The organism is Hymenobacter gelipurpurascens (assembly GCF_900187375.1).
Lineage (GTDB): Bacteria > Bacteroidota > Bacteroidia > Cytophagales > Hymenobacteraceae > Hymenobacter > Hymenobacter gelipurpurascens.
The window spans coordinates 1,820,131-1,844,333 of sequence record NZ_FYEW01000001.1 but is presented as its reverse complement, the minus strand read 5'-3'; the positions used below and the strand labels follow the sequence as shown (position 1 = coordinate 1,844,333).

Annotated in this window: 16 protein-coding genes; 12 read left to right on the top strand and 4 right to left on the bottom strand. The window is 57.4% G+C overall.

Translation table 11 applies throughout. The features are described 5' to 3' along the window. Positions 1-460 precede the first annotated feature (460 nt). Complete coding sequence (locus CFT68_RS07825; RefSeq protein ID WP_088842834.1) at positions 461-3,244, bottom strand: substrate-binding domain-containing protein; 2,784 nt, start codon at positions 3,242-3,244, stop codon at positions 461-463. Between the two features lie 145 nt (positions 3,245-3,389). Here CFT68_RS07825 and CFT68_RS07820 point away from each other — a divergent pair, with 145 nt between their 5' ends. Beyond that, a complete protein-coding gene (locus tag CFT68_RS07820; RefSeq protein ID WP_088842832.1) occupies positions 3,390-3,815 on the top strand; it encodes a Fur family transcriptional regulator in 426 nt (141 codons plus the stop codon). A 140-nt stretch (positions 3,816-3,955) separates the two neighbouring features. Further along, positions 3,956-4,414: a hypothetical protein gene (locus tag CFT68_RS07815; protein WP_141106488.1), complete on the top strand. Its 459-nt coding sequence runs from the start codon at positions 3,956-3,958 to the stop codon at positions 4,412-4,414. Positions 4,415-4,579: 165 nt separating this feature from the next. Here the strand turns inward: CFT68_RS07815 and CFT68_RS07810 are convergent, their stop codons facing one another. Together CFT68_RS07810 and galK are read right to left on the bottom strand one after the other, a co-directional pair. Next, positions 4,580-5,656: a UDP-glucose--hexose-1-phosphate uridylyltransferase gene (locus tag CFT68_RS07810; protein ID WP_088842829.1), complete on the bottom strand. Its 1,077-nt coding sequence runs from the start codon at positions 5,654-5,656 to the stop codon at positions 4,580-4,582. Between the two features lie 86 nt (positions 5,657-5,742). Then, a complete protein-coding gene (gene galK, locus CFT68_RS07805; RefSeq protein WP_088842828.1) occupies positions 5,743-6,906 on the bottom strand; it encodes a galactokinase in 1,164 nt (387 codons plus the stop codon). Between the two features lie 236 nt (positions 6,907-7,142). Here galK and CFT68_RS07800 point away from each other — a divergent pair, with 236 nt between their 5' ends. Then, positions 7,143-8,090 (top strand): NAD(P)-dependent alcohol dehydrogenase, encoded by a 948-nt coding sequence (locus CFT68_RS07800; RefSeq protein WP_088842826.1) that lies wholly within the window; start codon positions 7,143-7,145, stop codon positions 8,088-8,090. Between the two features lie 114 nt (positions 8,091-8,204). Here the strand turns inward: CFT68_RS07800 and CFT68_RS07795 are convergent, their stop codons facing one another. Next, a complete protein-coding gene (locus tag CFT68_RS07795) occupies positions 8,205-8,636 on the bottom strand; it encodes an EamA family transporter (protein ID WP_088842825.1) in 432 nt (143 codons plus the stop codon). Positions 8,637-8,726: 90 nt separating this feature from the next. On the opposite strand from CFT68_RS07795, the gene CFT68_RS07790 reads away from it, so the two are divergent. The 9 genes from CFT68_RS07790 (at position 8,727) to CFT68_RS07750 (ending at position 24,140) form a co-directional block, all read left to right on the top strand. Further along, a complete protein-coding gene (locus CFT68_RS07790; protein WP_088842823.1) occupies positions 8,727-9,821 on the top strand; it encodes a formylglycine-generating enzyme family protein in 1,095 nt (364 codons plus the stop codon). A 619-nt stretch (positions 9,822-10,440) separates the two neighbouring features. Then, a complete protein-coding gene (locus CFT68_RS07785) occupies positions 10,441-11,337 on the top strand; it encodes a hypothetical protein (protein WP_088842821.1) in 897 nt (298 codons plus the stop codon). A gap of 187 nt (positions 11,338-11,524) precedes the next feature. Further along, positions 11,525-14,065, top strand: coding sequence for a type IA DNA topoisomerase (locus CFT68_RS07780; protein ID WP_088842819.1), 2,541 nt, complete (start codon positions 11,525-11,527; stop codon positions 14,063-14,065). Between the two features lie 43 nt (positions 14,066-14,108). Further along, positions 14,109-14,372: a hypothetical protein gene (locus tag CFT68_RS07775; RefSeq protein WP_088842817.1), complete on the top strand. Its 264-nt coding sequence runs from the start codon at positions 14,109-14,111 to the stop codon at positions 14,370-14,372. Between the two features lie 30 nt (positions 14,373-14,402). Continuing rightward, complete coding sequence (locus tag CFT68_RS07770; protein ID WP_088842816.1) at positions 14,403-14,630, top strand: DUF2905 domain-containing protein; 228 nt, start codon at positions 14,403-14,405, stop codon at positions 14,628-14,630. Positions 14,631-15,033: 403 nt separating this feature from the next. After that, on the top strand, positions 15,034-18,000 hold the full coding sequence (locus CFT68_RS07765; RefSeq protein WP_088842814.1) for a SusC/RagA family TonB-linked outer membrane protein: 2,967 nt from the start codon (positions 15,034-15,036) through the stop codon (positions 17,998-18,000). Between the two features lie 32 nt (positions 18,001-18,032). Beyond that, positions 18,033-19,688, top strand: coding sequence for a RagB/SusD family nutrient uptake outer membrane protein (locus tag CFT68_RS07760; RefSeq protein ID WP_088842812.1), 1,656 nt, complete (start codon positions 18,033-18,035; stop codon positions 19,686-19,688). Between the two features lie 59 nt (positions 19,689-19,747). After that, positions 19,748-22,084 carry a glycosyl hydrolase family 28 protein gene (locus CFT68_RS07755; RefSeq protein ID WP_088842810.1) on the top strand — a complete coding sequence of 779 codons (2,337 nt, stop codon included), beginning with the start codon at positions 19,748-19,750 and terminating at the stop codon, positions 22,082-22,084. Positions 22,085-22,208: 124 nt separating this feature from the next. After that, positions 22,209-24,140 (top strand): DUF4350 domain-containing protein, encoded by a 1,932-nt coding sequence (locus CFT68_RS07750; protein ID WP_088842808.1) that lies wholly within the window; start codon positions 22,209-22,211, stop codon positions 24,138-24,140. The last annotated feature ends 63 nt before the right edge of the window (positions 24,141-24,203 follow it).

The window sequence follows — 24,203 nt, the reverse complement described above, 5'->3', positions numbered from 1 at the left end:
GAAGATTCAGATAAGGACACTGGCCTAGCAGCCCGGCCTACGACTCACCCGCTTGCGTCAGGTGAGAACTCGCTTCAACTGCCCCGCCGCTCTGGCTGCCCTTGGGTTTAGCAGCTGCAACTTCGGCGGCTGCGGGCGGGGATACTTGAAGCTTCGGAGCGGGGTTAGAGCACCGAGCAGTTGATCAAATATCCGCTAACCGCCCACCTTTCGCTTGCTCTATTCACTCAATGTCTTTCAGATTTAACTCAATGAGCATGAAACAAAATAAATAATTGATAGTCAGTAAATTAACACCATTTTTAAAATATTTTGTACAGCTCCACTTTCACTTCTGATACCACATTTTTTGAATTTGATACACCTTCTAGGCCAGTACCGACACAAAAGTGAAAGGGCTGAACTTGGCTCCTAGATGAGGAGTCAGGTTCAGCCCTTGGCGGGAATCAAATAAGGTGGCCTAGCCCGTCGTGGTGTGCATGGCCCGAAACTCGGAAGGCGACACTTGGTAGCGGGCTTTGAAGCTGGTGGAGAAATAGGAGGGGGAAGAAAAGCCCAGCTGGTAGGCCACCTCGGCAATGGATAGGTCGTCATCGAGTAGCAGCTGCCGCGCCTTGGTGAGACGGACCCCTTGTATGAAATCGGTAACGCCCGTGCCCAGCACGGCCTTCACTTTGCGGTAGAGCTGCACCCTAGAAATGCCCAGGCTGCGGGCCACATCCTCCACGCTCAGGTCGGAGCGGTTCAGGTTGGCTTCCACAATAGCGGTGAGGTCGGCGAGGAACTTCTGGTCGACGCGCTGCGGAGCTACCGTCACGGTATCCACAGACAGCTCCCGCCGGAAGTGCTCCCGCTGCTTCTCGCGGTTAGTCAGCAACGTTCGGACACTTTCGAGCAGAAAGGCCGGATTAAAAGGTTTCGTGAGATACAGGTCGGCGCCGGCCTGCACGCCTTCTACCTGCTGCTCGGGCGCGTTGCGGGCCGTGAGCAAAACCACCGGAATGTGCGAGGTGCGCCAGTCGCCCTTCAGCTGCGCCACCACCTCTAGGCCACTAAGCTCCGGCAGCATCACGTCGCAGATGATCAGATCGGGAATAGACTCTGCGGCCAGGCGTAGGCCAGTAGCTCCGTCGAAAGCCGTGCTGATCTGGAAGTGTGGCTGAAGCTTCTGGGCCAGAAACGCATTGACTTCGGGGTTGTCCTCAATCACCAGTACCAGGGCCTCGCTGCCGGCACCGGTAGCCAGCGGGCTGGCTACATCAGGCGTATTGCTGGAGCGCTCTATGCCTTCATCGAGGGCAAATGCCGGCGAGGAGAGGGGGGCGGGGCTGTCGGAGCGTAGGTCGGCGTTTAGCTCCATGGGAAGAGTCACGATGAAGGTGCTTCCCTTACCCGGTTGGCTGGTGAAGCTCAACTGACCCTGGTGCAAACGGGTGAGGCCCAGCGCCAACGCCAGCCCCATGCCGGAACCCCTCGCCACGGACTGCTGGCCTTGGTAAAACCACTCAAAAATGTGCGCTTTGTCCTCGTCAGAAATACCGCGGCCATCATCCTCCACACTTACCCGCACTGCCTTATCGGCTGGTACTGGCTGAATGCTGACGGTGATGTGGCCGCGGTCGGGCGTGAATTTGAGGGCGTTACTGAGCAGGTTGAAGAAAACTTTATCCAGGATGTTGACATCGAACCAGAGCGGAATAACTGGCTCGGCGGGCAGAAAGCGGAGCGTGATGCCACGCTGCCGGGCGGGGCGCTCAAATACGTCCATAATCTCGCGTACAAAGGCCACAAGATTACCTTCCGTGGCGCGCACCGGCATTTTGCCCACGTCAATCTTGCGGAAATCCATGAGCTGGTTCACGAGCTGTAGCAGGCGCTGGGCATTGCGCCGGATCAAGCCCAGGTCGTGGCGCTGAGCCGCTGGCAGCTCGGGGCCGCTAGTGAGCATTTCCTCTACGGGACCCAGAATGAGCGTGAGCGGCGTCCGCAGCTCGTGGGAGAAGTTGGTGAAGAAGCGCAGCTTGGCCTCGGTTTCTACGCGGGCGCGCTCGGCAAATTCCTGAATCTGGTTGCGCTGCGACAGAATTTCCTGGTTCTGCTCGCCCAGCTGCCGATTAATGCGCCGGTTGGCCCGGAATGCGCGCCACACCAGCAGGCCTAGCAAGCCCGCCCCCAGCAGGGCGGCCGCCAGCACGTACAGCACCGTCTGCTGGCTGGCATAGGTGTCGCGCTGCTGCTTCAGGAGCCGCTGCTGGCGCTGAATATCCTGCTGCTGGCTGGTAAGCTTTTCGGTCTGGAGCTTCATCGTCAGCACGTTGGTCGAGTCGATGACCATGGTGCTGAGCGTATTTTCTTTGTCGTAGGCCTCTTTGCGCAAAATCTTCATGGCCGTCCGGATGGCCTCTTCGCCGCCGGGCGGATACAGCATCGTGGCACTGAGTACGCCATCCTGCACAAACTGTAGGCCGCCGTGCGGCCCCGGCAAGCCATCTACGCCAATCACCCGAATGCGCCCATCAAGGCCGAGCTTCTTGCAGACTTGGTAGGCGCCCAAGGCCATCCGGTCGTTGTGGGCAAATATCAGGTTAGTTTCCGGGTGCTGACGCAGTACGGCGGGCAGGCGCTCCATCACGGAGGGGCGCTTCCAGTCGCCGTGCACCTGCGCCACCAAGTGTAGGCCAGGGTAGGCGGCCAGGGCCTGCGCGAAGCCTTGATGCCGGTCGAGAGCCGGGGAGGCTCCGGGCGCGCCCAGTACTTCCAGCACATTGCCGCGGCCTTTCAGCAGGCTACCCACATAGTTGCCAGCCGCCTGGCCTACTTCCAGATTATTGCCGCCCACGTAAGCCGTGTAGAGCTTGGAGGTAGTGCGCCGGTCAAGAATCACGACGGGAATACCGCGGTTGAAAGCCTCTTCTACAATGGGCGTAATGGGCTCCGCTTCATTGGCTGATACGATCAGTAGGTCAATTTTCTCTCGTAGAAATTCCCGAATTTGGCGCTGCTGCAGCTTGCTGTCGTCGTGGGCATCCTTCATGCGAAAGCGCACCTCAGGGTAGAAGCTCAGCTCCTTTTGCATGCCCGCCAGCATGGCTTGGCGCCACGCGTCGCCGTTGGTACACTGCGAGAAGCCGATGGTGTACTTGGGCGTAGGCGTGGAGGTGGAGCAACCTGCCAGCCACAGCAGCAGCCCGAATAGGACGCCGAAACGTCGCAAAAGAAAGGCGGTAGGGGGGAGGTGAGGCATGGGAAGTGGCTGAATCGGCTCCTCAAGTTTCAAATTTCTGTGTAATAAGCGGCAACTATCCGCTGCGCGCCGACTATAGCTCAACAATGAGGCCGTGCTAACAAGAAGCGCGGTGCCCGCAGATTCACCGTATCTTTGTGCTGTTATGGCAAGTCCCGACCGTATTTCTCAAACTCTCAGCCGCCACGAGCTGCGCCAAACGCCGGTGCGGCGGGCGGTGCTCCAAACGTTGCTCGAGTCCTCTTTTGCTCTTTCAGGCCACGAAATTGAGCAGAAAATTGGGGGAGATACGGACCGCATTACGCTTTACCGGACGCTGAAAACTTTCGAGGAAAGCGGGCTGATTCATCGCGTTATCGATACCAGCGACACGGTGCGCTACGCCGCCTGCTCCATCGAGTGCAGTGCTCACGCGCACTTTGATAACCATGTGCATTTCAAGTGCACCAACTGCCAGCACATCTACTGCCTCAACCAGGTAGCCATTCCGGCCGTGCAGCTGCCCGATAAGTTTGAGGCCAAAACTCGCGACTATCTGCTGGCCGGCGTTTGCCGCGAGTGCCAGGAGTAATAGGTGACCGGCCGGCAGAGGCCTGGCGGTTCGCTCTACCAAATAGCGCCATAATTCGCAACTTGCGGGCCATGCTGATAGGCTTCTATAGTGTTAAAATAGGAAAGCGCCAACCACACGGTACGCGCTTTTTGCTGTTCTTGGTACTGCTTTTACTGCTGACTAAGGCGGCCAAAGCGCAAGTGCCGGCCGCTTTGGTAGGCCGCTGGGCGCTGAAGCAGATTACCTTTGAGGCCCGTAGGCCACTGCCCGATTCGTTGCAGGCTAAGCTGTTCTATAGTCCGGCCGGTGAGACGAACGCCGCCGTAAAGGAAGGCTCGCTCACGGTGGAAGTGGAGTTTCGGGCTGATGGAACCTACGACTACGAAATGGCTCGGCAGAATCAGAAAGAGCCTTTCTATGCAGAACATGGCCGCTTCGAAGTGAAAAACGGCAGGCTCTTCAGCTACGGCACCACCGACGACCACAGTGAGCCCACCCTGGATAAGCAGACCATTGTGCGCCTCACGCGCAATGTGCTTCAGGTAGAGTTTCCGATCTGGCGGCCTGAACAGCAAGTATTTCAGCAGATTCGGTATGTGCGCGTTTCGGGCCGCTAGTGGCCTAGGAGGTAATATGCTGTGTCCGAGCGGCAAAAAAGCACGTCATCCTGAGCCCAGCGAAGGATCTTGTCACGTTAGCACGAGGCGCTAGGCCAGTCGTACTTATCTGACAAAATCCTTCGCTGGGCTCAGGATGACGTATTATGTAGTAGGCAGTTGGTGCTAGGCCTGTTTTGCGGGTTGCGCTGTGCCCAGGGCTTGCTTGTAGTGCACGTTGGGTAGCTCCCGCAGGCGCTGCGCGGCGTATTCGGCCGTGATGTCGCGCTGGGCGTTGGCCAGTAGCTCGTAGCCCACCATAAACTTCCGGACCGTGGCGGAGCGCAGCAGGGGCGGGAAGAAGTGCATGTGCAGGTGCCACTCAGGGTGCTCCTGCCCATCAGTAGGGCGCTGGTGCAGGCCGGCGGAGTAGGGGAACGACGTCTGGAACAGGTTGTCGTAGCGGATGGTGAGCTGCTGGATGGCTTCGGCCAGGGCGTCTTTTTCTTCGCTGGTGAGCTGGGTGATATCCTGCACATGGCGGCGCGACACTACCAGCGTCTCGAAGGGCCACACCGCCCAATACGGCACCAGCACCACCCAATGCGCATTTTCAAACACGGTGCGCTGCTGCTCCCGCTGCTCAATTTCCAGGTAGTCAGTGAGCAGGCTGCGGCCGTGCTGCTGAAAATACGCCAGCTGCTGCACGGTTTCCTTGGCGGGCTCGCTGGGCACGGTGCGCTGGGCCCAGATCTGGCCGTGGGGGTGGGGGTTCGAGCAGCCCATTACTTGGCCCTTGTTCTCGAAAATCTGCACGTAGTTGATATCGGGCCGGGCGCCGAGGGTCTGGAACTCGTCATTCCAGACGTCCACTACGCGCCGAATGTCGGGCACGCTCATTTCGGGCAGCGTCAGGTCGTGGCGCGGCGAGAAGCAGATTACGCGGCCCACACCCGATTCGGCTTCGGCGCGCAGCAAGCCCCCGATGTCGGTGGAGCCTACGGGCACTTCGGGGGTGAGGGCGGCAAAATCGTTGTCGAATACAAAAGTGCCTTCGTAGCTGGGGTTCACCTCACCGTTGGCGCGCACATTGCCGGGGCAGAGGTAGCACGTGGGGTCGTAGGTGGGGCGCTGGGCTATATCGGGTGCCTCCTGCTGGCCCTGCCAAGGGCGTTTGGAGCGGTGCGGCGACACCAGAATCCATTCCCCATTGAGCGGGTTGAAGCGCCGGTGCGCTTGTTCTTTCGGATCAAACTCAGACATAGGAACTAAGGAAAACGGCTTCAGCCGAAAGCTGAAAAGAACGAAACAAAGTGGCCTAGGCCACTCTTGCGAGCGGGTGTGGTGGCCTACGAAGCGGCCACCTCCACGGGGCTAACACCTGCTACAATGGTGGTCTGGTAGGTTTCCAGGGGCAGGCCTAGCCGCTCCTGGTAGCCCTGCGTAGCGTGTTGCACAAAGGCTTCTACCTGGCCGGTTTCTACCATATTGATAGTGCAGCCGCCAAAACCGCCGCCCATCATGCGGGAGCCCAGCACGCCAGGGAAACCCTGGGCCAGCTCTACCAGCACATCCAGCTCGGGGCAGCTTACTTCGTACTTATCGCGCAGGCCGGCGTGCGAGCCATACATCTGCTGCCCAAAGGCTTGCAGGTCGCCGGCGTTAAGGCTCTGGCACGCCGATTCTACGCGCAGGTTCTCTTCTACCACATAGCTGCAGCGGCGCCACACTACGTCGCCGAGTTCCGTGCGGTGTTCTTCCAGCTGGGCCAGGGTGGCATCGCGCAGGCTTTTTACCTCTGGATAGTATTTCTGGAGAATGGCCACGCCTCGCTCGCATTCTTGGCGGCGCGTGTTGTATTCGGAGCTGGCCAAAGAGTGCTTCACGCCGGAGTTGCACAGCACCAACTGGTACCGCTCGGAGTCGAAGGGGAAGTAAGCATATTCCAGGGAGCGGCAGTCCAGGCGCACCACGTGGCCGGCCTTGCCAAACAGGCTCGCGAACTGGTCCATGATGCCGCATTGCACGCCGGCGTACTCATGCTCGGCTAGTTGGCTCATGCGCGCCAGGTCCATCCGCTCGAGGCCGCTGTTCAGCAAGGAGTTGAGGGCATAGGCCAGTCCGCACTCCACGGCGGCCGAAGAAGAAAGGCCGGCTCCAATCGGGATGTTGCCGCCAAATACGCAGTCGAACCCCGGCACCGAAATACCGCGCTTCTCAAACTGCGCCACTACGCCCAGCAGGTAATTGGCCCAATGTATCTGGCTGGGTTGAATGGCCGTGTTTTCGGTTTCGTAGGCCTCTTGTTGGTCGAAGGAGTAAAGGCGAATCTGCGTCGTGTTGTTGAGGCCCACCGCAAAGAAGATTTCGCGGTTAATGGCCGCAGGCAGCACAAAGCCACCATTGTAGTCGGTGTGTTCGCCAATCAGGTTCACGCGACCAGGCGCCCGGACTACTAGCGGCTTATGTTGGAACCGCTGCTCAAAGGCAGCCTGGATGGAGGAAAGTGGCATAAGAGAAAGCAGAGGTGAGGAAATAGGGTACGCCGGGCCCAATATTAAGTTAAAGCATGGGTAATGCTATAGGCGTTGCGCGCCTTTTGCGCGCCTGTTGGTGGGTGGAAACAGTACGCAACGCAGGCTTACTTGCAGAGTAGTACCGCTTTGCGCTCAGCGGCTGAGCCCGGAGGCGAACATTCTGGGCGCTGCCCTACGTAAGCACAAGTTCACGATTCTTTCCCTTGTACTTTATGCAAGCCATTTATTTCGACCAATATGGTCCTGCCGACGTACTGCGCTACGGCGACCAGCCCACCCCCGTTCCTAATGCCGGACAGGTGCTGGTACGGGTGCGCGCCAGCAGTGTGAATCCCATCGATTGGAAAGTGCGCCAAGGCGATTTGAAGCTGCTCACGGGCACGAAATTCCCTAAAATTCCGGGCCGTGATGTGGCAGGCGAAGTGGCTGCCGTAGGCGACAACGTCACCCGTTTCAGCGTCGGCGACCTGGTATTTGGCATGCACAGTGAGGGTGTGGGCGGCGCAAATGCCGAGTACGCCTTGCTCTCCGATGATGCGGCGGCCTTCATCCCCGAGAAGCTGAGCTTCGAGGAAGCGGCAGCGGTTCCCCTGGCCGCTCTCACGGCTCTGCAGGCCCTGCGGGATAAAGGGTTGTTGCTTTCCGGCAACCGGGTGCTGATCAATGGTGCTTCGGGTGGCGTGGGCACCTTTGCGGTGCAGATTGCCAAAGCACTGGGCGCCGGAGAAGTAACGGGCGTGTGTGGCCCCGACAACGCCGAGCTGGTACGCAGCCTGGGCGCCGACCGCGTGCTGAACCACCACGAACACGACTTCACGAAAGACCTGAGTCGCTACGACCTTATTTTCGATGCCGTGGCCAAGAGCAGCTACCGCGCCAGCCGCCCGGCCCTGCGCCACAAAGGGCGCTACGTTACTACAGACCCAAACCCGTTTGATATGGTGGCTGGCAAACTGGCCTCTACAGTTTCTGACAAGAAAATGAACGTGCTGCTGGCCAAAGACCGAGGCACCGACATGGCCCTGATTGCGGCGTGGCTGCAGGCCGGAGCCATCCGCCCGGTTATTGCCAAAACCTTCCCGCTACCTGAAACCGCCGAAGCCCAGCGCTTCAGTGAATCGGGAAAAGCTGCCGGAAAAATTGTGCTGACAGTGGCCTAGCCACGGTATCTGGGCATACTTTACCTTCACAAGGCCAACCTCTCTGCCCGGTGCGCAGAGAAGTTGGCCTTGCTGATTGTAGGGGGCACTGCTAGGCCACTGCCTGGGCCATATTTATTCCGTTTCTGGTTTAGAGAAGGCAATCAGGATGGCGCCACCGGCCATGAGCGTTGCGCCCAGCGCTACCTGCCACGTGAGTTTTTCTTTGAGGAAATATGACGCCAGCAGGATGGAAAACACCAGCGAGATTTTATCGAACGAAGACGTACGCGATGCCTGCCCGAGCTTCAGGGCTTGAAACGAAAATAAGGAAGAGGCGCACGTAATAATGCCCGCTGCAATCAGGAATATCCAGGTGCGGCGCTCAATCTGGGCTACCTGGGGCAAATGTCCCTGCCAGGCCACTACGCTCCAGGCCACGGCCACAATCAGAACCGACTGAATGGCAAAAGCCACACTCGACTCAATGTTTTTAACGCCTACTTTCGAGAGCGTTACCACCACAGCGGCCGATATGGCGGCCATCAACGAAAAAATAATCCACATATACCGTTAAATCAAATGATTACACAACGCTAGTAGGTACGGGAACCGGCGTTGCCGAGGTCAGGGAAAGACATAATCCGATAGTAAAAGATGCAGAGCCGCGCAAGCAAGGCTGGCCTACGCACTACCAGCGGCTGGGTAATCTATGCGTACTTTCGAACCTCTTCCCAGCCCACGCGCATGCCTCATTACTGCACTCCCGAACTATCTAAGCGGCCGGCTATTATGCTGCTGTGGCTCCTTGCCCTTGCGTTTTTGCCGCTAGGCCTACGGGGCCAGAATATGCCCAGCAACAGCGGCACGCCGGCACTGCCCAAACCCCCTGGTACCGTGCAGGTAGCCGATAACTTGTTCATGGATGAGGCAGAAGTGGCCAATATCCACTGGCTAGAGTACCTCAAATTTCTCGCCCAAGATTCAGCTACCGCCCACTACCGGAGCCAGCTACCCGACTCCACTGTTTGGGTAGCGCAAAGCGCTTCCGCCTCGCAGCAGGCCGGCACCGCGGCCAGGCCGGTATCGTACTTCCGCTATCCACCCATGTACTATTACCCGGCCGTGGGCATAAGCTATGAGCAGGCCGCCGCGTATTGCAAATGGCGTAGCGCAATGGTAAACCAGAACTTCTTCAAGTCGAAGGAATTTCTGAAAAAGCACCCGGAGCTGCGTGGCTATACAGTGGAGGTAGAGTACAGGTTGCCCACAGAGCAGGAGTGGCAGCAGGCTGCCGGAGCAAGTGGCACCGGGCCGGCAGAAATTGTGCTGCTTAAGGCAAAATTCAAGAACAAGCCTATCAATGTTCGGCTGGAGCCTGACTTGGCGCAGTGCTTAACTGAAGTAGGAATCTCAGAGAAGCAGCCCGTATATCAGCTGCCGTATAACCTGCTGGAACAGTATTACACCACGGAGCCCGTGAAGCTGTTTTCCTGCAAGGCAAAGCCCACAAAACTTCCGCTCCACCATGTAAATTCTTACCCGACCAGCGCGCTAGGCCTGTACAACATTATCGGGAACGTGGCGGAAATGACGGCTACCAAGGGCGTGGCCAAAGGCGGCTCCTTTAAAACCTCGGCGCAAGCCCTTACGGTGGCCGCAAGCCAGCCCTATCAGGGGTCGCAAAGCTGGTTGGGGTTCCGGTGCGTGGCTTCGGTGAGGATACAGAAAAAAGTGGCCGGTACCCTGTAGCAGTGGCCTAGACGCCCCGCAAAATGGGAAATCAGGCCCGAACGAGCCTATACAGCCCATACACTATCAGGCCCAGGGCCATCGTAGCCGCCAATCTGCCCAGCATCAGGTACACAATCCTCTGATGGACGCGAAGCCCAGCCGGCCTACGCTTTAAGGCCATCAGTGGGGGAGAGCAGAACGGAGGCAGAAGCGAGTTCCATATAGGGAGCAGTGGCGGCTATTCTGCGCCGACTTATCAAGTCGTTGTTGCCTTGCGGCTACCTCAACACAGCATACAGAGTCCTGGCCTGGAGCGGGTGCCCCAAGCTTGGCATAGCACACAAACCATTTTCATAGGGTGCGGAAAGCAGCGAAAAAGCCCCTCTTAGGCAGATAAACCCTTGTTGCTACACTTGTTTTTAATATTGGGAATAATTAATATAAATATATCTTCTATATATTGCATTATTGATTGTGATAGATTAGAAACAACGTAATATATTGCCGAAAAATACAATAATACTGTCGCGCCGACATGCACGGGTTAAGGACGATTGAACGACTATTTTCATACGACGCACTTCTGCAGCTTGCAAGTGAACTGCGCCAGCAGGATACAGCTCCGAAGGGCGACGCTATGCCGTGCGTACCCACCTATGTACCCTACGGCCCTTACGTGCTGGAGCTGGAAGAACAAGGACATCCGAAGTTTTTTGGCCTGAATTCGTACAACGAGCCGCAGGTCATCAGCCTGCCCCTGCGCCAGAGCAGCCGCCTGATGTCAGTTGGCTACCATGTCAGCAACGACCTAGGTTCCTTTTGCCTGCACCGCATCACCCTGGCTGTGTGGGTGGCTAGTCTGAGCATCAGTCAGTTAAAAAAATACTATCCACGCCTGTTTGAGGGAGAGAACTCCTCCAACATGGCCCTGACGCCTCCCGATGAGTTCGGGGTGATTATGCGGCCCGATGCTCCGTGGGGCCAGCTGCACACCAACCAGGCCGACTTCAGTACCGAGTTGAAGAAGGTGGCAACTCAAAGCGGTGTGGTCATCACGCACAATGAGGAAGCCAGCAGCTATGGGTTGTACTACCGCAGCAAGCTGGTTGCCCAGGGGCCCCAGCTAGATGTAGACCACATCATTAAGCTGCTCACGCACCATATGAACACCACGGTGGCCTACCATCCGGTAAAGCAAAAAGTGCTGGATGAACGCTACAAAGGAGTATTTCCGGTGGAGCTGGAGAACTTCGAGAATTGGGATGGCGAGGTGCAGGAACACCAGCAGTTTCCGCTGGCCAACCTCTTTTATGTGCGCGTACAGGCTGCCAGCGAGCATGCCGCACTGCACATGGCCCGCGAGGAAATTACGCAGCAGCGCAGCCTGAACCCGGTGCGCGTGGCTTCCCGGGGCTTGCCCTTCGAAATAGAAAGCGTTACGATGCTGGACCGTGCCCTTGATAGGGGCTTTTATGAGGTGCGCTATCATTTCGTGAGTACGACTGGGCATCTGCGCATGGCCTCTGCCTCTTAGCAGTGGCCTAGGCCACTGTGGACGGAGCCGCCTTGCTGCCCGGTTTCTGCTGTCCCGCACCCTGTAAATAGAACGGCTGCCTCGACTTTTTCTCCTGTTATCTTTGTTGATTCCTTACTGATGCTGCGCCTGGCCTACGGTTAAGCCAGCGGCGCTGCATCAGATTCATCAGCGAGAATCTGCGATTTTGAAAGTTTGCATTGCCGAAAAGCCCAGCGTAGCCCGCGAAATAGCCCAGGTGCTGGGTGCCAACCGCAAAATGGATGGCTATTTTGAGGGCAACGGCTACCAGGTTACCTGGACGTTCGGACACTTCTGCCAGCTCCGGGAGCCCGAGGATTACCGCCCCGAGTGGAAGCGCTGGAGCATCCACGATCTGCCCATGATGCCCGAGCAGTTCGGCATCAAGCTCATGCGCCGCGATGATGGCGTAGTGCGCCAATTCAACGTCATCAAGAACCTGCTGGCCAACGCCGAGGAGGTAATTAACTGTGGCGACGCCGGGCAGGAGGGAGAAGTGATTCAGCGCTGGGTGCTGATGGAAGCCAAGTACCGCAAGCCCTTCAAGCGCCTCTGGATTTCCTCGCTCACGGAAGAAGCCATTCGGCAGGGCTTCGAGAACCTTCGGGAAGGCTCGGAGTTCGACAACCTGTACCAGGCCGGCAAAAGCCGCGCCGCCGGCGACTGGCTATTGGGCCTGAACGCCACGCGCCTGTTCACGCTGAAATACGCGCCCGGCCAGCGCCAGGTGCTCAGCATCGGGCGCGTGCAAACGCCCACGCTGGCCCTGCTTGTAGATCGGTACCACGAAATCCAGAACTTCAAGCCGGAGCCCTATTGGGTGCTGCGCACGGAGTACCGCGGCACCATGTTCAGCCACGTGGCACCGCCCAAAAAAGGCAAAGCTGATGACGACGAGCCCGACGAAAAGGCCCGCCTGAAAGCGCGCGGCTACTTCGTGAGCCAGGAGGAAGCCGATATGGCCATGGCCGCCGTGAAAGACGTGCCGCTTACGGTAACCAATGTCGAAATCAAGAAGGCCCTGGAAACGCCGCCTTCCCTCTTCGACCTCACCTCCTTGCAGGTGCAGTGCAACAACCAGCTAGGCCTCTCCGCCGAGGATACACTCAAGACGGTGCAGGGCCTCTACGAGAAAAAGGTAGTGAGCTATCCGCGCGTGGACACCACCTTCCTGCCCGACGACCAGTACCCCAAAATTGCCGGCATCATGCGCGGCTTGGGGGCCTATAGTGGCCTAACTGCGCCATTGCTGGCTGGCAAGATCAAGAAGTCGGGCAAGGTCTTCAACAACAACAAAGTCACCGACCACCACGCCATCATCCCGACGGGAGCCAGCGCGGGTGGCCTAGGCGGCACCGAGCAAAGCGTCTACGATATTATTGTGCGGCGCTTTCTGGCGGCATTCTATCCCGATTGCGAAGTCTCGAACACCACCGTAACGGCAGAGGCGGCCAGCTATCCATTCCGGGTGCGTGGCCGTCAGATTCTGAATCCCGGCTGGCGCGTGGTGTACGGCGACCCAGAGAAGCAGCAGGCGCCCTCGGCGCCCAAAGCGCCCGGTACGGAAGGCGAAGACGACGTAGTAAACACCGTGCTGCCCAACTTCGAGAAAGGCGAAAACGGCCCCCACAAGCCCCGTCTCGACCAAAAAGTAACACAGCCGCCGCGCGAATACACGGAGGCCATGCTATTGCGTGGTATGGAAACCGCTGGCCGTAACGTAGACGACGAAGAGTTGCGCCAGGCCATGAAGGAAAACGGCATTGGTAGGCCTAGTACCCGCGCCGCTATCATCGAGACGTTGTTCAAGCGCGGCTACATCCGTCGCGATAAAAAGAAGATTGTGCCCACGCCCACCGGTGTTGAGCTCATCGGCCTCATCCGTAACCCCACCCTGAAATCGGCAGAACTCACGGGCCAGTGGGAGCGGAAGCTGCGCCAGATTGAAGGCGGCCAGTTGAACGCCGATCTGTTTTTGGGCGAGCTGAAGCAGCTGGTGCGCGAAATGGTGCTAGAGGTAAAGCAAGACGGTTCGGGCCGTGCTGTTACGGTGGCCAACCCCGAGACAAACAGTCCTGGCAAACCCGCCGCGCCGCGCCCCACGGCGCCCGTGGCAGCGGTTACGCCTGCGGTGCCGGGTGCGCTAGGCCAGTGTCCGGCCTGCGGCAGTGGTCATGTGCTGCGCGGCAAATCGGCATTCGGCTGCTCGCGCTGGCGCGAAGGATGTGCCCTGCGTTTGCCTATTGAGTTCGAGGGCAAGAAGTTTACCGACAAACAGATGATTGACCTGCTCAAGAAAGGCCGCACCCAGGTGATGCAGGGCTTTCTGGATGATGCGGGCAACAAATTCGGGGCCGCCATCAAGCTCACGCCGCAGCACACGCTGGAACTGGTACGCGCTGCCGAAAGCAAGCCCACTACTGCTCAGGACCCCGGTCAGATTCCATGCCCCGTGTGCCGCCTAGGCCAGATGCTGAAAGGCAAAAGCGCCTGGGGCTGCTCCCGCTTCCGCGAAGACTGCCAGTTCCGGGTGCCATTTGAGTGGGGCGGCAAAACCCTCACCGACAGCCAGATGAACCAACTCCTGCGCAAAGGTAAAACCGGCGTCATTCGGGGCTTTATTTCCTCCAAAACCGGCAACCGCTATGAAGCAGCTTTGCAGATTGGAGCGGAAGGCCGGATCGAGCCCATTTTTGATAAAGGGTAACAAGGCCAAAACGCCTACATTCACGCAGTAAGTACCGGTGTTTATGAAGCAATCTGCCTTTCTGCCGCGCCTCGGAGCCTATTTTGTAGGCCTGCCCGTGCTGCTGGTCATCTACCTGTTTTCCCGGAGCATCATCACGATGCAGGTAATGATGCCACTTTTTGCCGCGGCCCTGTTTGCCGCCATCTGGGGGCAGGCCAAAATCCGGAAATCGTACCCCCAAGATTTCAAGCTGCGGGAGGAGTGGATGGCGTTTGGGATATTCGTGGTGGTAGTAATTGGGGCAGCGATAATTATGCTGCGATAGGGGCACGCCCACTAAACAAGCCTTCTGATTATGGCTCCTCAACTCGGTAAAATCATCGTCGTTCTAGGCCTGTTGCTGGTGGCTCTGGGTGCTTTCTTGTGGCTAGGCGGCGGCAACTGGCTTAACTGGTTTGGGCGTCTGCCCGGCGATATACGGGTGGAGCGGCCGGGCTTTCGGTTTTACGCGCCTATCATGTCGATGCTGTTGGTGAGCCTGCTCCTGAGTCTTTTGCTGTGGTTGGCGCGGCGATTGGGGTAAGAGATTAACAGCGAATAGATTAGAAGAAGGGGGTTGTTCAGCCCGAGGCACCTGTTCTGGGTTATAGCCTCCCTCTATATGAGGAATGGGGTCGCGTCCCAGAATTTGACGACGCCAGATGTACCGAAGAGTGGCCTAGGCCTATGTATATCCGTTTTATGCAATTTATGCTAGGGTAGGAATATCTTGTTTTTAAGCAGGATGTAGGAAACAGGAGGGCACAAAGCACTGCTGAGAAAGCTAACAAGCGTTCAGAAATGGCTACTGGCAACGTTCCCGATAACGATTGCACAAATATTCAGTGCCCCATTCTGCGCATTGCGAAGGCATTCCTCTAACATTAGTAAGGACTTACTTCTGCAGGTTCGGTAGCTCTTTCTTCGACCAATCAAATTCCCATACCATGAGAAAAGCATTACTACTAAGTGCATTGGCGCTTGGCACAGTGGCATCTGCACAGGCGCAGCAAACTCGGCAGGTAGAAGGGCGGGTTCTCGACAGCTCCACGGGAGAGGCCTTGCCAGGCGTGACGGTAGTTGTGAAGAACTCTACCCTCGGCGCGACGACCGATGGCGACGGAAAGTTCTCACTAGCGCTACCAGCTTCGGGCGATGTAGCCCTCACGTTCAGCTATATCGGCTACATTCCGCAGACGGTAAGTGTCGGCTCACAAACTGCCCTCAAGATTGCCCTGAAGACTGACCAGAAGGCGCTGGATGAGGTAGTAGTAATCGGGTATGGGCAGGTAAAGAAGAGCGATGTTACGGGCTCCATCATCTCAGTAAAGTCCGAAGACCTACAGAAGGCTCCCTCGGCCAACGTAATGGAAACGCTGCAGGGCCGTTTGCCGGGCGTAGATATCACCCGCAGCAGTGGCTCGGCGGGCTCGGGCGTGAACATTGCCGTGCGAGGCAACCGCTCCATCACGGCCCAGAATGGCCCGCTGTTTATTGTGGACGGGGTGCAGTACAATTCCATTCAGGATATCAACCCCAATGATATCCAGAGCATGGAGGTGCTGAAGGATGCCGCGTCTACAGCCATTTACGGTTCACGCGGCGCCAACGGCGTTATCATCGTGACCACCAAGAAAGGCGCGGCTGGGGTGCCCCGCGTGACGGTGAATTCCTACTACGGCGTGACGGATGCCGTGTACTACCCCAAGGTGAACAGCGCCGAGCAGTACGTAGCGCAGAAGCGCGAAGCCAACCGCACCACCGGCAACTGGGCCAGTCCGGCCGATGACTCAAAGATCTTTACGCCTCTGGAAATTCAGAATATTGCCGATGGGGTAAGCACCAACTGGATGGATATGCTACTGCGCCAAGGTGTGCAGCAGGAGCACCAGATAGGCCTATCGGGCGGTTCGGAGAAAACGAAGTTCTATACATCCTTCGATTACTTCAATGAGAAGGGGCTGTTTCGGATGGACGACCTGAACCGCTATTCCATTCGCTTCAACCTCGATCAGGAAATCAATGCCAAGGTGAAGGTAGGCCTACAGAGCCAACTCACGTACTTCAACCAGAACCGCCGCCGCGACCCTACCAACCAAGCCAACAAGATCAACCCGCTGTTGTCGCCGTATGATGAGAACGGTAACCTGGCCATCTTCCCCAACGCCGGCAACTTCATCAACCCGCTCATTGATGAGCAGGAGGGCAACTACCAGAATAACGTACGCACCACGCGCACCTTCACTACGGGCTACGTCAGCTACCAGATTCTGCCCAGCCTGAACCTGCGCTCCAACCTGGGCCTTACGCTTTCTAACGCCCGTACCGGCATTTATCAGGGTTCCAATACGCTGGACCGCAACGGTTCGGTGGCCCAGTCGGCCTACGGTACCGAGTTCGTAACGAACTGGAGTTGGGAGAATATCCTGAACTACAACAAAACGTTCGGCGACCATACCATCAGCGCCACGGGGGTTACCTCGCTGCTCACCTTCAACAACGAAAACTCCAACGCGCAGGGCCGCAACCAACTCCTGGATTATCAGGGGTTCTATGCCTTGGCAAATGCCAACCAGCAGGTCGGCATTAATAGTGGCTACGTAGATAGCAAGCTGCTTTCCTTCACGGGCCGCGTGCAGTACAACTTCAAGAGCCGCTATCTGCTCACGCTCACGGGGCGTTCCGATGGTTCCTCGGTGCTGGCACCCGGCAACAAGTGGGCGTTTTTCCCCTCGGCAGCGGTGGCCTGGCGCATCATTGAGGAGGACTTCATGAAGGGCCTGACGCCCATCACTGACCTGAAGCTGCGTGCCAGCTACGGCCGCGCCGGCAACTACGACATTCCGGCGTATTCTACGCAGTCGTTGCTGGTGCGCATTCCGTTTGCCTTCGGCGAGTCATCAGCACCGGCCTATACCTTCGCCAACCGCATCGGCAACAAGAACCTGGGCTGGGAGCTCTCGAATACCCTGAACTTCGGGTTGGATTTTGCTTTCCTGCAAAACCGTTTGTCGGGCACCGTGGATGTGTATGACACCCGCACCAACGACTTGTTGCTGAACCGCGTGCTGCCCGCTACTTCGGGCTACTCCGTAGTGACGGAAAATGCCGGCAAAACCCGTAACCGGGGAGTTGAGGTAGGCCTGAATGCTCGCGTGATTGACAAGGAAGATTTCCGCTGGAACGTGGGCGCTACCTGGTTTAAGAACAAGGAAGAAATTACGGCCCTGACCATTTCCGGCAACGACATCAGTAACCTCTGGTTTATCGGCTCGCCTACGCGGGTATTCTACGACTACGAGAAGATCGGTATCTGGCAGACCAGCGAGGCAGATGAGGCCAAAACCTACGGCCAGAAACCGGGCCAGATTAAGGTGCGCGACCTGAACGGCGACGGCCGCATCACGGCTACCGATGACCGCAAAGTGCTGGGCACGTCTGTGCCGAAGTGGAGCGGCTCCTTCAACACCGATGTAACCTACAAGGGCTTCGACCTGTCCTTGCAGTTGTTTGCGCGTATCGGGCAGATGTTCAACTACGAGTACAATGGCTTCTTCGATCCGCAGGGCATCGAGAACAGTTCACAGCAAAACTACTGGACCCCCGAAAACCCTTCCAACGATTACCCACGTCCCGACGCCAGCCTTTCGAAGAGCACGCTGCAAAACGCGCTCTATGGCACTTCGCTGCTCTACGAAGATGGCTCCTATGCCAAGATTCGGGCGGCTACGCTGGGCTACACACTGCCGGCTTCGCTTACTTCGCGCCTGCACATGTCGTCGTTGCGCGTGTATGTGCAGGGCAAGAACCTCTACACCTGGAGCCATGTCGACAACTACGACCCCGAGCGTGGTGGCGCCATCACCACGCCCATCCCGCGGGTGCTGACGGCTGGTTTGAACCTTGGGTTTTAGAATAAGAGAGGTAGTTTAATAGATTCTGCACGATGAAAATCTCAACGCAACATACTCTCAAACTGCTGCTGACCGCTGGCGTATTTTCCCTGACGCTGCCGGCCTGCGAAAAGCAGCTGGAAGAATACAACCCCTCGGGCCTCACAGCAGAAGGAGTTTATAGCACCCCAGCCGGTTTTGAAACCCTGGTGAATGCCTCTTACTCCTACACCCGCTGGTGGTATGGCAAGGAAAACGGTTACAGCGCTTCCGAAATGGGCACCGACCTGTGGCAGCGTGGTGCCGGCGACGTGAACCCCGACCTTACCGAATATACCACCCTGCAAGGCAGTTCTGCCGCTCTGAATGACCTGTGGAGCAAGCTCTACGCGGCCGTAAACGTCTGCAACGCCGGCATTGCCCGCGTAGGCCAGTCGGGCATGACGGATGCCTTGAAGAAAACGCGGGAAGGCGAGCTACGTTTCCTGCGCGCCTTCTACTACTGGCAGATTGTGGAAACCTGGGGCGGAGTGCATTTCACCACTGAGGAAACCGCTGCTATTGCCAACACCGCCAACCGCACGCCGGTAGAAACCTTCTACAAACAGATTTTTGAGGACCTGAATGTGGCCGTGGCAAATTTGCCTACCACTACCTCAGATTACGGTCGCGTGACCAAGCCCGCTGCTGAGGCTTTCCTGGCCAAGATGTACCTGACGCGCGGCCAAAACCGCGAAGCCGCCGACCTGGCCCAGAAAGTCATTAGCAGCTATAGCTACTCGTTGCAGCCCAAGTTTGCCGATCTGTGGTCGATGACCAACCTGGAAAACAAGGAGATTCTGTGGGCCGTGAACTACTCCAAGGACTTAAGCCTGAATGATAGGGTAGATGCTACGCTCTATCCCGATGGGCACCCCCGGGGCGGCAACAACGGCCACCTGCTGTTCCTAATGAAGTACGATGACCAACCGGGTGTTATCCGGGACATTCCCTATGGCCGTCCGTTCAACCGCTTCATGCCCTCGCTGTTCTACCTGAACCTGTTCAACGAGAAAATCGACTCCCGCTACGCCGCCACTTTCCAGACTACCTGGCTGGCTAACCGCGCCGTAACGGGCATAGCTGTAGGCGATACCGCCATTGTCGCCAGCAAGTACATTATTCCGGCTACTACGAAGGCCAAGAAGAAGTACCGCATCTGGGACCAGAGCGCCGTGTACCGGCCCGACGGTACCATCAGCGGCGACCGGATTCACTACGTCACCATGAAGAAGTTCCTGGACCCGACCAGGCCTACCATTGCCGAAGAACAGAGTGCCCGCGACGCCTACGTTATCCGGCTGGCTGATGTGTATTTGACGGCCGCCGAAGCGGAGTTCAAGGCCGGCAACGCCACCAAAGCCGCTGACCTGATTAACGTGGTGCGCCGCCGGGCCGCCATTCCTGGCAAGGAAACCGATATGCTCATCAAGCCCGCCGACGTAACGCTGGACTTCATTCTGGATGAGCGGGGGCGGGAATTAGGGGGCGAGCAGCTGCGCTGGTTTGACCTGAAGCGCACCGGCAAGCTGCTGGAGCGCGTGCAGAAGTATAACCCCGATGCTGCCGTGAGCATCAAGGATATTCACCTGGTGCGCCCAATTCCGCAACGCCAGCTGGACGCGGTTTCCAATAAAAACGAATTCATTCAGAACCCAGGTTACAGATAACATCCCGTACCCTTCCTAGGCCAGTACCTTACTGGCCTAGGAAGGCTTTTTCTTTTCCTATGAAACAACTTACCATCCTGTTTTTTGCCGTGCTTCTGTGGGCCTTCCGGCCTGCCGAAGACAAGAAAGTACAGATTTTCCTGGTCGGCGACTCAACGATGTCCGACAAACCGCTTGATAAAGCCGAGCGTGGCTGGGGAATGTATTTTCAACAGTATTTCGATGCAAATGTGCAGGTGCAGAACCACGCCATGAACGGCCGTAGCACCCGCAACTTCCGCCACGAGGGCCGCTGGGCCAAGGTGCTGGAACAGCTAAAGCCCGGCGACTGGGTGTTCATCCAGTTTGGTCACAACGATTCCAAACAAGAGGACACTGCCCGCTACGCTGCGCCCAAAACGGCCTACCGCCAAAACCTGACGCGCTACGTGCAAGAAGCCCGCGCCAAGGGTGCTAATCCCGTGCTTCTGACGCCCGTAGGCCGCCGCTATTTCGATGATCAAGGCAAGCGCAAAGATGACCACGGCGAATACCCCGGCGTGGTGAAGGAAGTAGCTAAGGCCCAGAAGGTGCCGATGATTGACCTGCACGAAACCAGCTGGGCCATGTATAGCCAGCTCGGCGAAAAAGGCACTCAGCCATTGTTCTGGAGCTACCAGAACGGCGCCAACAACACGAAGCTCGACAACACCCACTTCTCGGCCTACGGCGCTGAGCGTGTGGCGCAATTGGTGGCGCAGGATGTTAAAAAGCTGAATCTAGACCTCGCCTCGCATCTGCAACCGCTGGCTTTTGCAGGCAAGTACGTGTATGATCTGCCGGTAGTGCTGCAGCCCTACTTCAGCAAGGATACCTTCAACATCACGAAGTATGGTGCCGTGGCTGATGGCCAGACGCTTAACACGGAGGCTTTCCGCAAGGCCATTGAGGCCTGCAGCCAGAAAGGTGGCGTAGTGCTGGTGCCGCGCGGCCTGTGGCTCACGGGCCCCATCCAGATGAAAAGCAACGTGAACCTGCATGTAGCCAAAGGGGCTTTGGTGCAGTTCAGCAATAAACTCTCTGACTTTCAGCTTGTGAAAACCAACTGGGAGGGAGAAGACGCCGTGCGGAATCAGTCGCCTATTTCGGGTTTTGATCTGGAGAACATTGCCATTACGGGCCAAGGCACTTTCGATGGTGCCGGTGACGCTTGGCGCATGGTGAAAAAGGAGAAACTGAATGCCGGCCAGTGGCAGCGCCTCGTGAAATCGGGTGGTGTGCTGGATGAGAAAGGCACCACCTGGTATCCATCGGCTGGCTCGCTGAAAGGCTCTACGCTAAACAAGCCCTGGACCATTCCGGCCGGTCAGCAGCCCGACTTTAGCAAGTACACGGAGTTCAAGGATTTCCTACGCCCTAACATGCTCAGCCTGCAGCGCTGCAAGCAGATTCTGCTGGAAGGCTTTACCATCCAGAACTCTCCGGCTTGGACGATTCACCCGCTGCTGTGCGAGAATATCACGCTGCGCAACGTAACGGCAAAAAACCCCTGGTATGGGCAGAATACTGATGCGCTGGATCTGGAATCCTGCAAGAATGGCCTAGTAGAAGGCTGCACCTTTGACGTGGGCGACGACGGCATTTGCATCAAATCGGGTCGCGATGAAGAAGGCCGCAAACGCGGAATTCCTACCGAGAACTTCATCATTCGCGACACGAAAGTGTACCATGCCCACGGCGGCTTCGTGATTGGCTCCGAGATGTCGGGCGGCGCGCGTAACCTCTACGTGAGCAACTGCACCTTCATGGGCACTGACGTAGGCCTACGCTTCAAGACGACGCGTGGTCGGGGGGGGGTAGTGGAGAACATTTTCGTGGACGGCGTGGACATGACCGACATTGCCGGCGAAGCCATCCTGTTCGATATGTATTATGCCGCCAAAGACCCGGTGCAAGTGAATGGAGAGGCCTACGGCATCCCCGAAATCAAAGCCGAGCCGCTGAACGAAGGCACGCCACAGTTCAAAGGTTTCCGCATCAAGAACGTGACCTGCAAAGGGGCTAACACGGGTATTCTGGTGCGCGGTCTGCCCGAAATGGCCATCCAGGATGTGGATATTGAAAATGTGGTGCTGGAATGCAATAAGGGCCTCGTGTGCCAGGAAGCCGATGGCATCCGCCTCAAAAACGTGACGCTACTTTCCAAGGAAACCAAGCCGGTGATGGAAGTGCAGAACAGCCGCAACATCAGCCTCGATAACATCCGCTACACGCCCGGCGCTGAATTGCTGCTGCGCGTAACAGGTGCCCGCAGCAAGGCCGTAACCCTGCGCAATACCAACACCAAAGCTGCCAAGAAAGGCCTGGAAATGGGCGAGAAGGTGTCGAAGAAAGTCGTGACGGTTTCTAAGCTGTAGGCCAGTACATAATCTGGCATAATTGTTAGACCAGCCCGATAGCACCGTTCTAGGCCAGTCTACCACCCCTAACCCCTCCTCATCTGAGCAGGGGAACTAGTTTCTAGTTTTAGATAAGCTTTTCATGTCTCTCCGCCGTTTCTTCCTTTCCGGTCTTCTTATTTCCTCGTTTGCAGCGCAGGCACAAACTGCGCCGGCTGCTAGGCCTATGTCGCAGCGCATGACGGATGCTTTCATCAGCTGGCATCCTGATTCTATTGTCATCGGCAACCGTAAAACGGCCCGCTGGGACTATGAGCAGGGCCTGATGCTGAAGGCCATGCAGCGCGTGTGGGAACGTACCGGCGACGCGCGCTACTTCACGTACATCCAGAAGGACCTCGAGCAGTTTGTGCAGCCCGATGGCTCCATCAGGACCTACAAGCTGGAAGATTACAACCTGGATAACCTAACGACGGGTCACGCTTTGCTGCTGCTGAGCCAGATGTCGGTCCAGAATCCGGAGAAGTACCAGAAAGCAGCCCAGCTGCTGCGGAAACAACTGGATGGCCAGCCGCGCACGGAAGCGGGCGGGTTCTGGCACAAGAAGGTGTACCCCAACCAGATGTGGCTCGATGGCCTCTACATGGCTGAGCCCTTTTATGCCGAGTATAGCCAGGTATTCCAGCAGCCCGCCGGGTTTGATGACGTGGCCAAGCAGTTTGCCCTCATCGAGAAAAACCTCGTTGACTCCAAAACGGGCCTGCTCTATCATGGCTACGATGAAAGCCGGGAGCAGAAATGGGCCAACAAAACCACGGGCCAGTCGCCGAACTTCTGGGACCGAGGCATGGGCTGGTACGCCATGGCGCTGGTAGATGTGCTAGATTATTTCCCCAAGAACCATCCGCAGCGCGCTCAACTCATCAAGGATGTCCAGCGCTTGGCGCCGGTGCTGGCCAAGTACCAGGACGCTAAAACTGGTACATGGTCGTTGGTAGTAGACCAGGCCACGCGTAAAGGCAACTACGCCGAAGCATCGGGTAGCAGCATGTTTGTGTACATGCTGGCCAAAGGTGTGCGCATGGGCTACCTCGATAAGAAGTATAGCGACGTAGCCCGCAAAGGCTATGACGGGTTGCTGAAGGAGTTTGTGGCGACAGAAAACGGTGCGCTGGCCTTCAACGGCACGGTGAGTGTAGGAGGGCTAGGTGGAAACCCCTACCGCGACGGCAGCTACGAGTACTACCTCACCGAACCGCTGCGCAAGAACGATTTGAAAGGCGTGGGCCCATTTATTCTGGCCAGCGTAGAGATGGAAATTGCTGCAGAGAGTGGCCTAGGCAAAGGCAAAACCGTGGGCATTGATACCTACTTCAACCACGAAAGCCGCAAGAGCAACATCACGGGCCAGCCAGAACCCTTCCACTACACATGGGAGGACCGCATGCACTCCGGCTTCTGGCTCTGGGGCAATCAGTTCAGAGAATTAGGCGCCAACACTGTGTCGGTTCCCACGGCCCCTACAGCCGCCTCGCTGAAGGGCGTAGATGTGTACATCATCGTCGATCCGGACACCAAAAAAGAAACGGCCAGCCCCAACTTCGTGAAGCCCGCTGATGTGCAGGCCCTCACCGCCTGGGTAAAGGCTGGCGGCACCCTTGTGCTCATGGCCAACGACACCAGCAACTGCGAGATTCCGCGCTTCAATACACTGGCGCAGGCTTTCGGGATGAAGTTCCGCGACGTGAATGTGAATATGGTGAAAGGCAGCCAGTTCGAGCAGGGGAAAGTGGAATTGCCAGCTGGCAATGCCGTCTTCAAGCACGCCCGCGCTGCCTACATCAAAGAGCTGGCTCCGCTGGAAATAAAGGCTCCTGCTACGGCCTTAATAAGCCAAGGCGGCCAGATAATTATGGCCACCGCAAAAGTGGGCAAAGGAACCGTTTTCGCGGTAGGTGACCCGTGGCTGTACAACGAGTACAACGATGGTCGGAAAATTCCGGCCGTGTACGAAAACTTCTCGGCAGGGAAGGACCTCGCTACCTGGCTGCTGCAACAGTCGGCCCGCAAGTAGTTGTGCAGCCGCCGGGGAAACCCGCGTAGGCCAGTAGGTCGCTGAAAAGCAAAACGCCCGTTA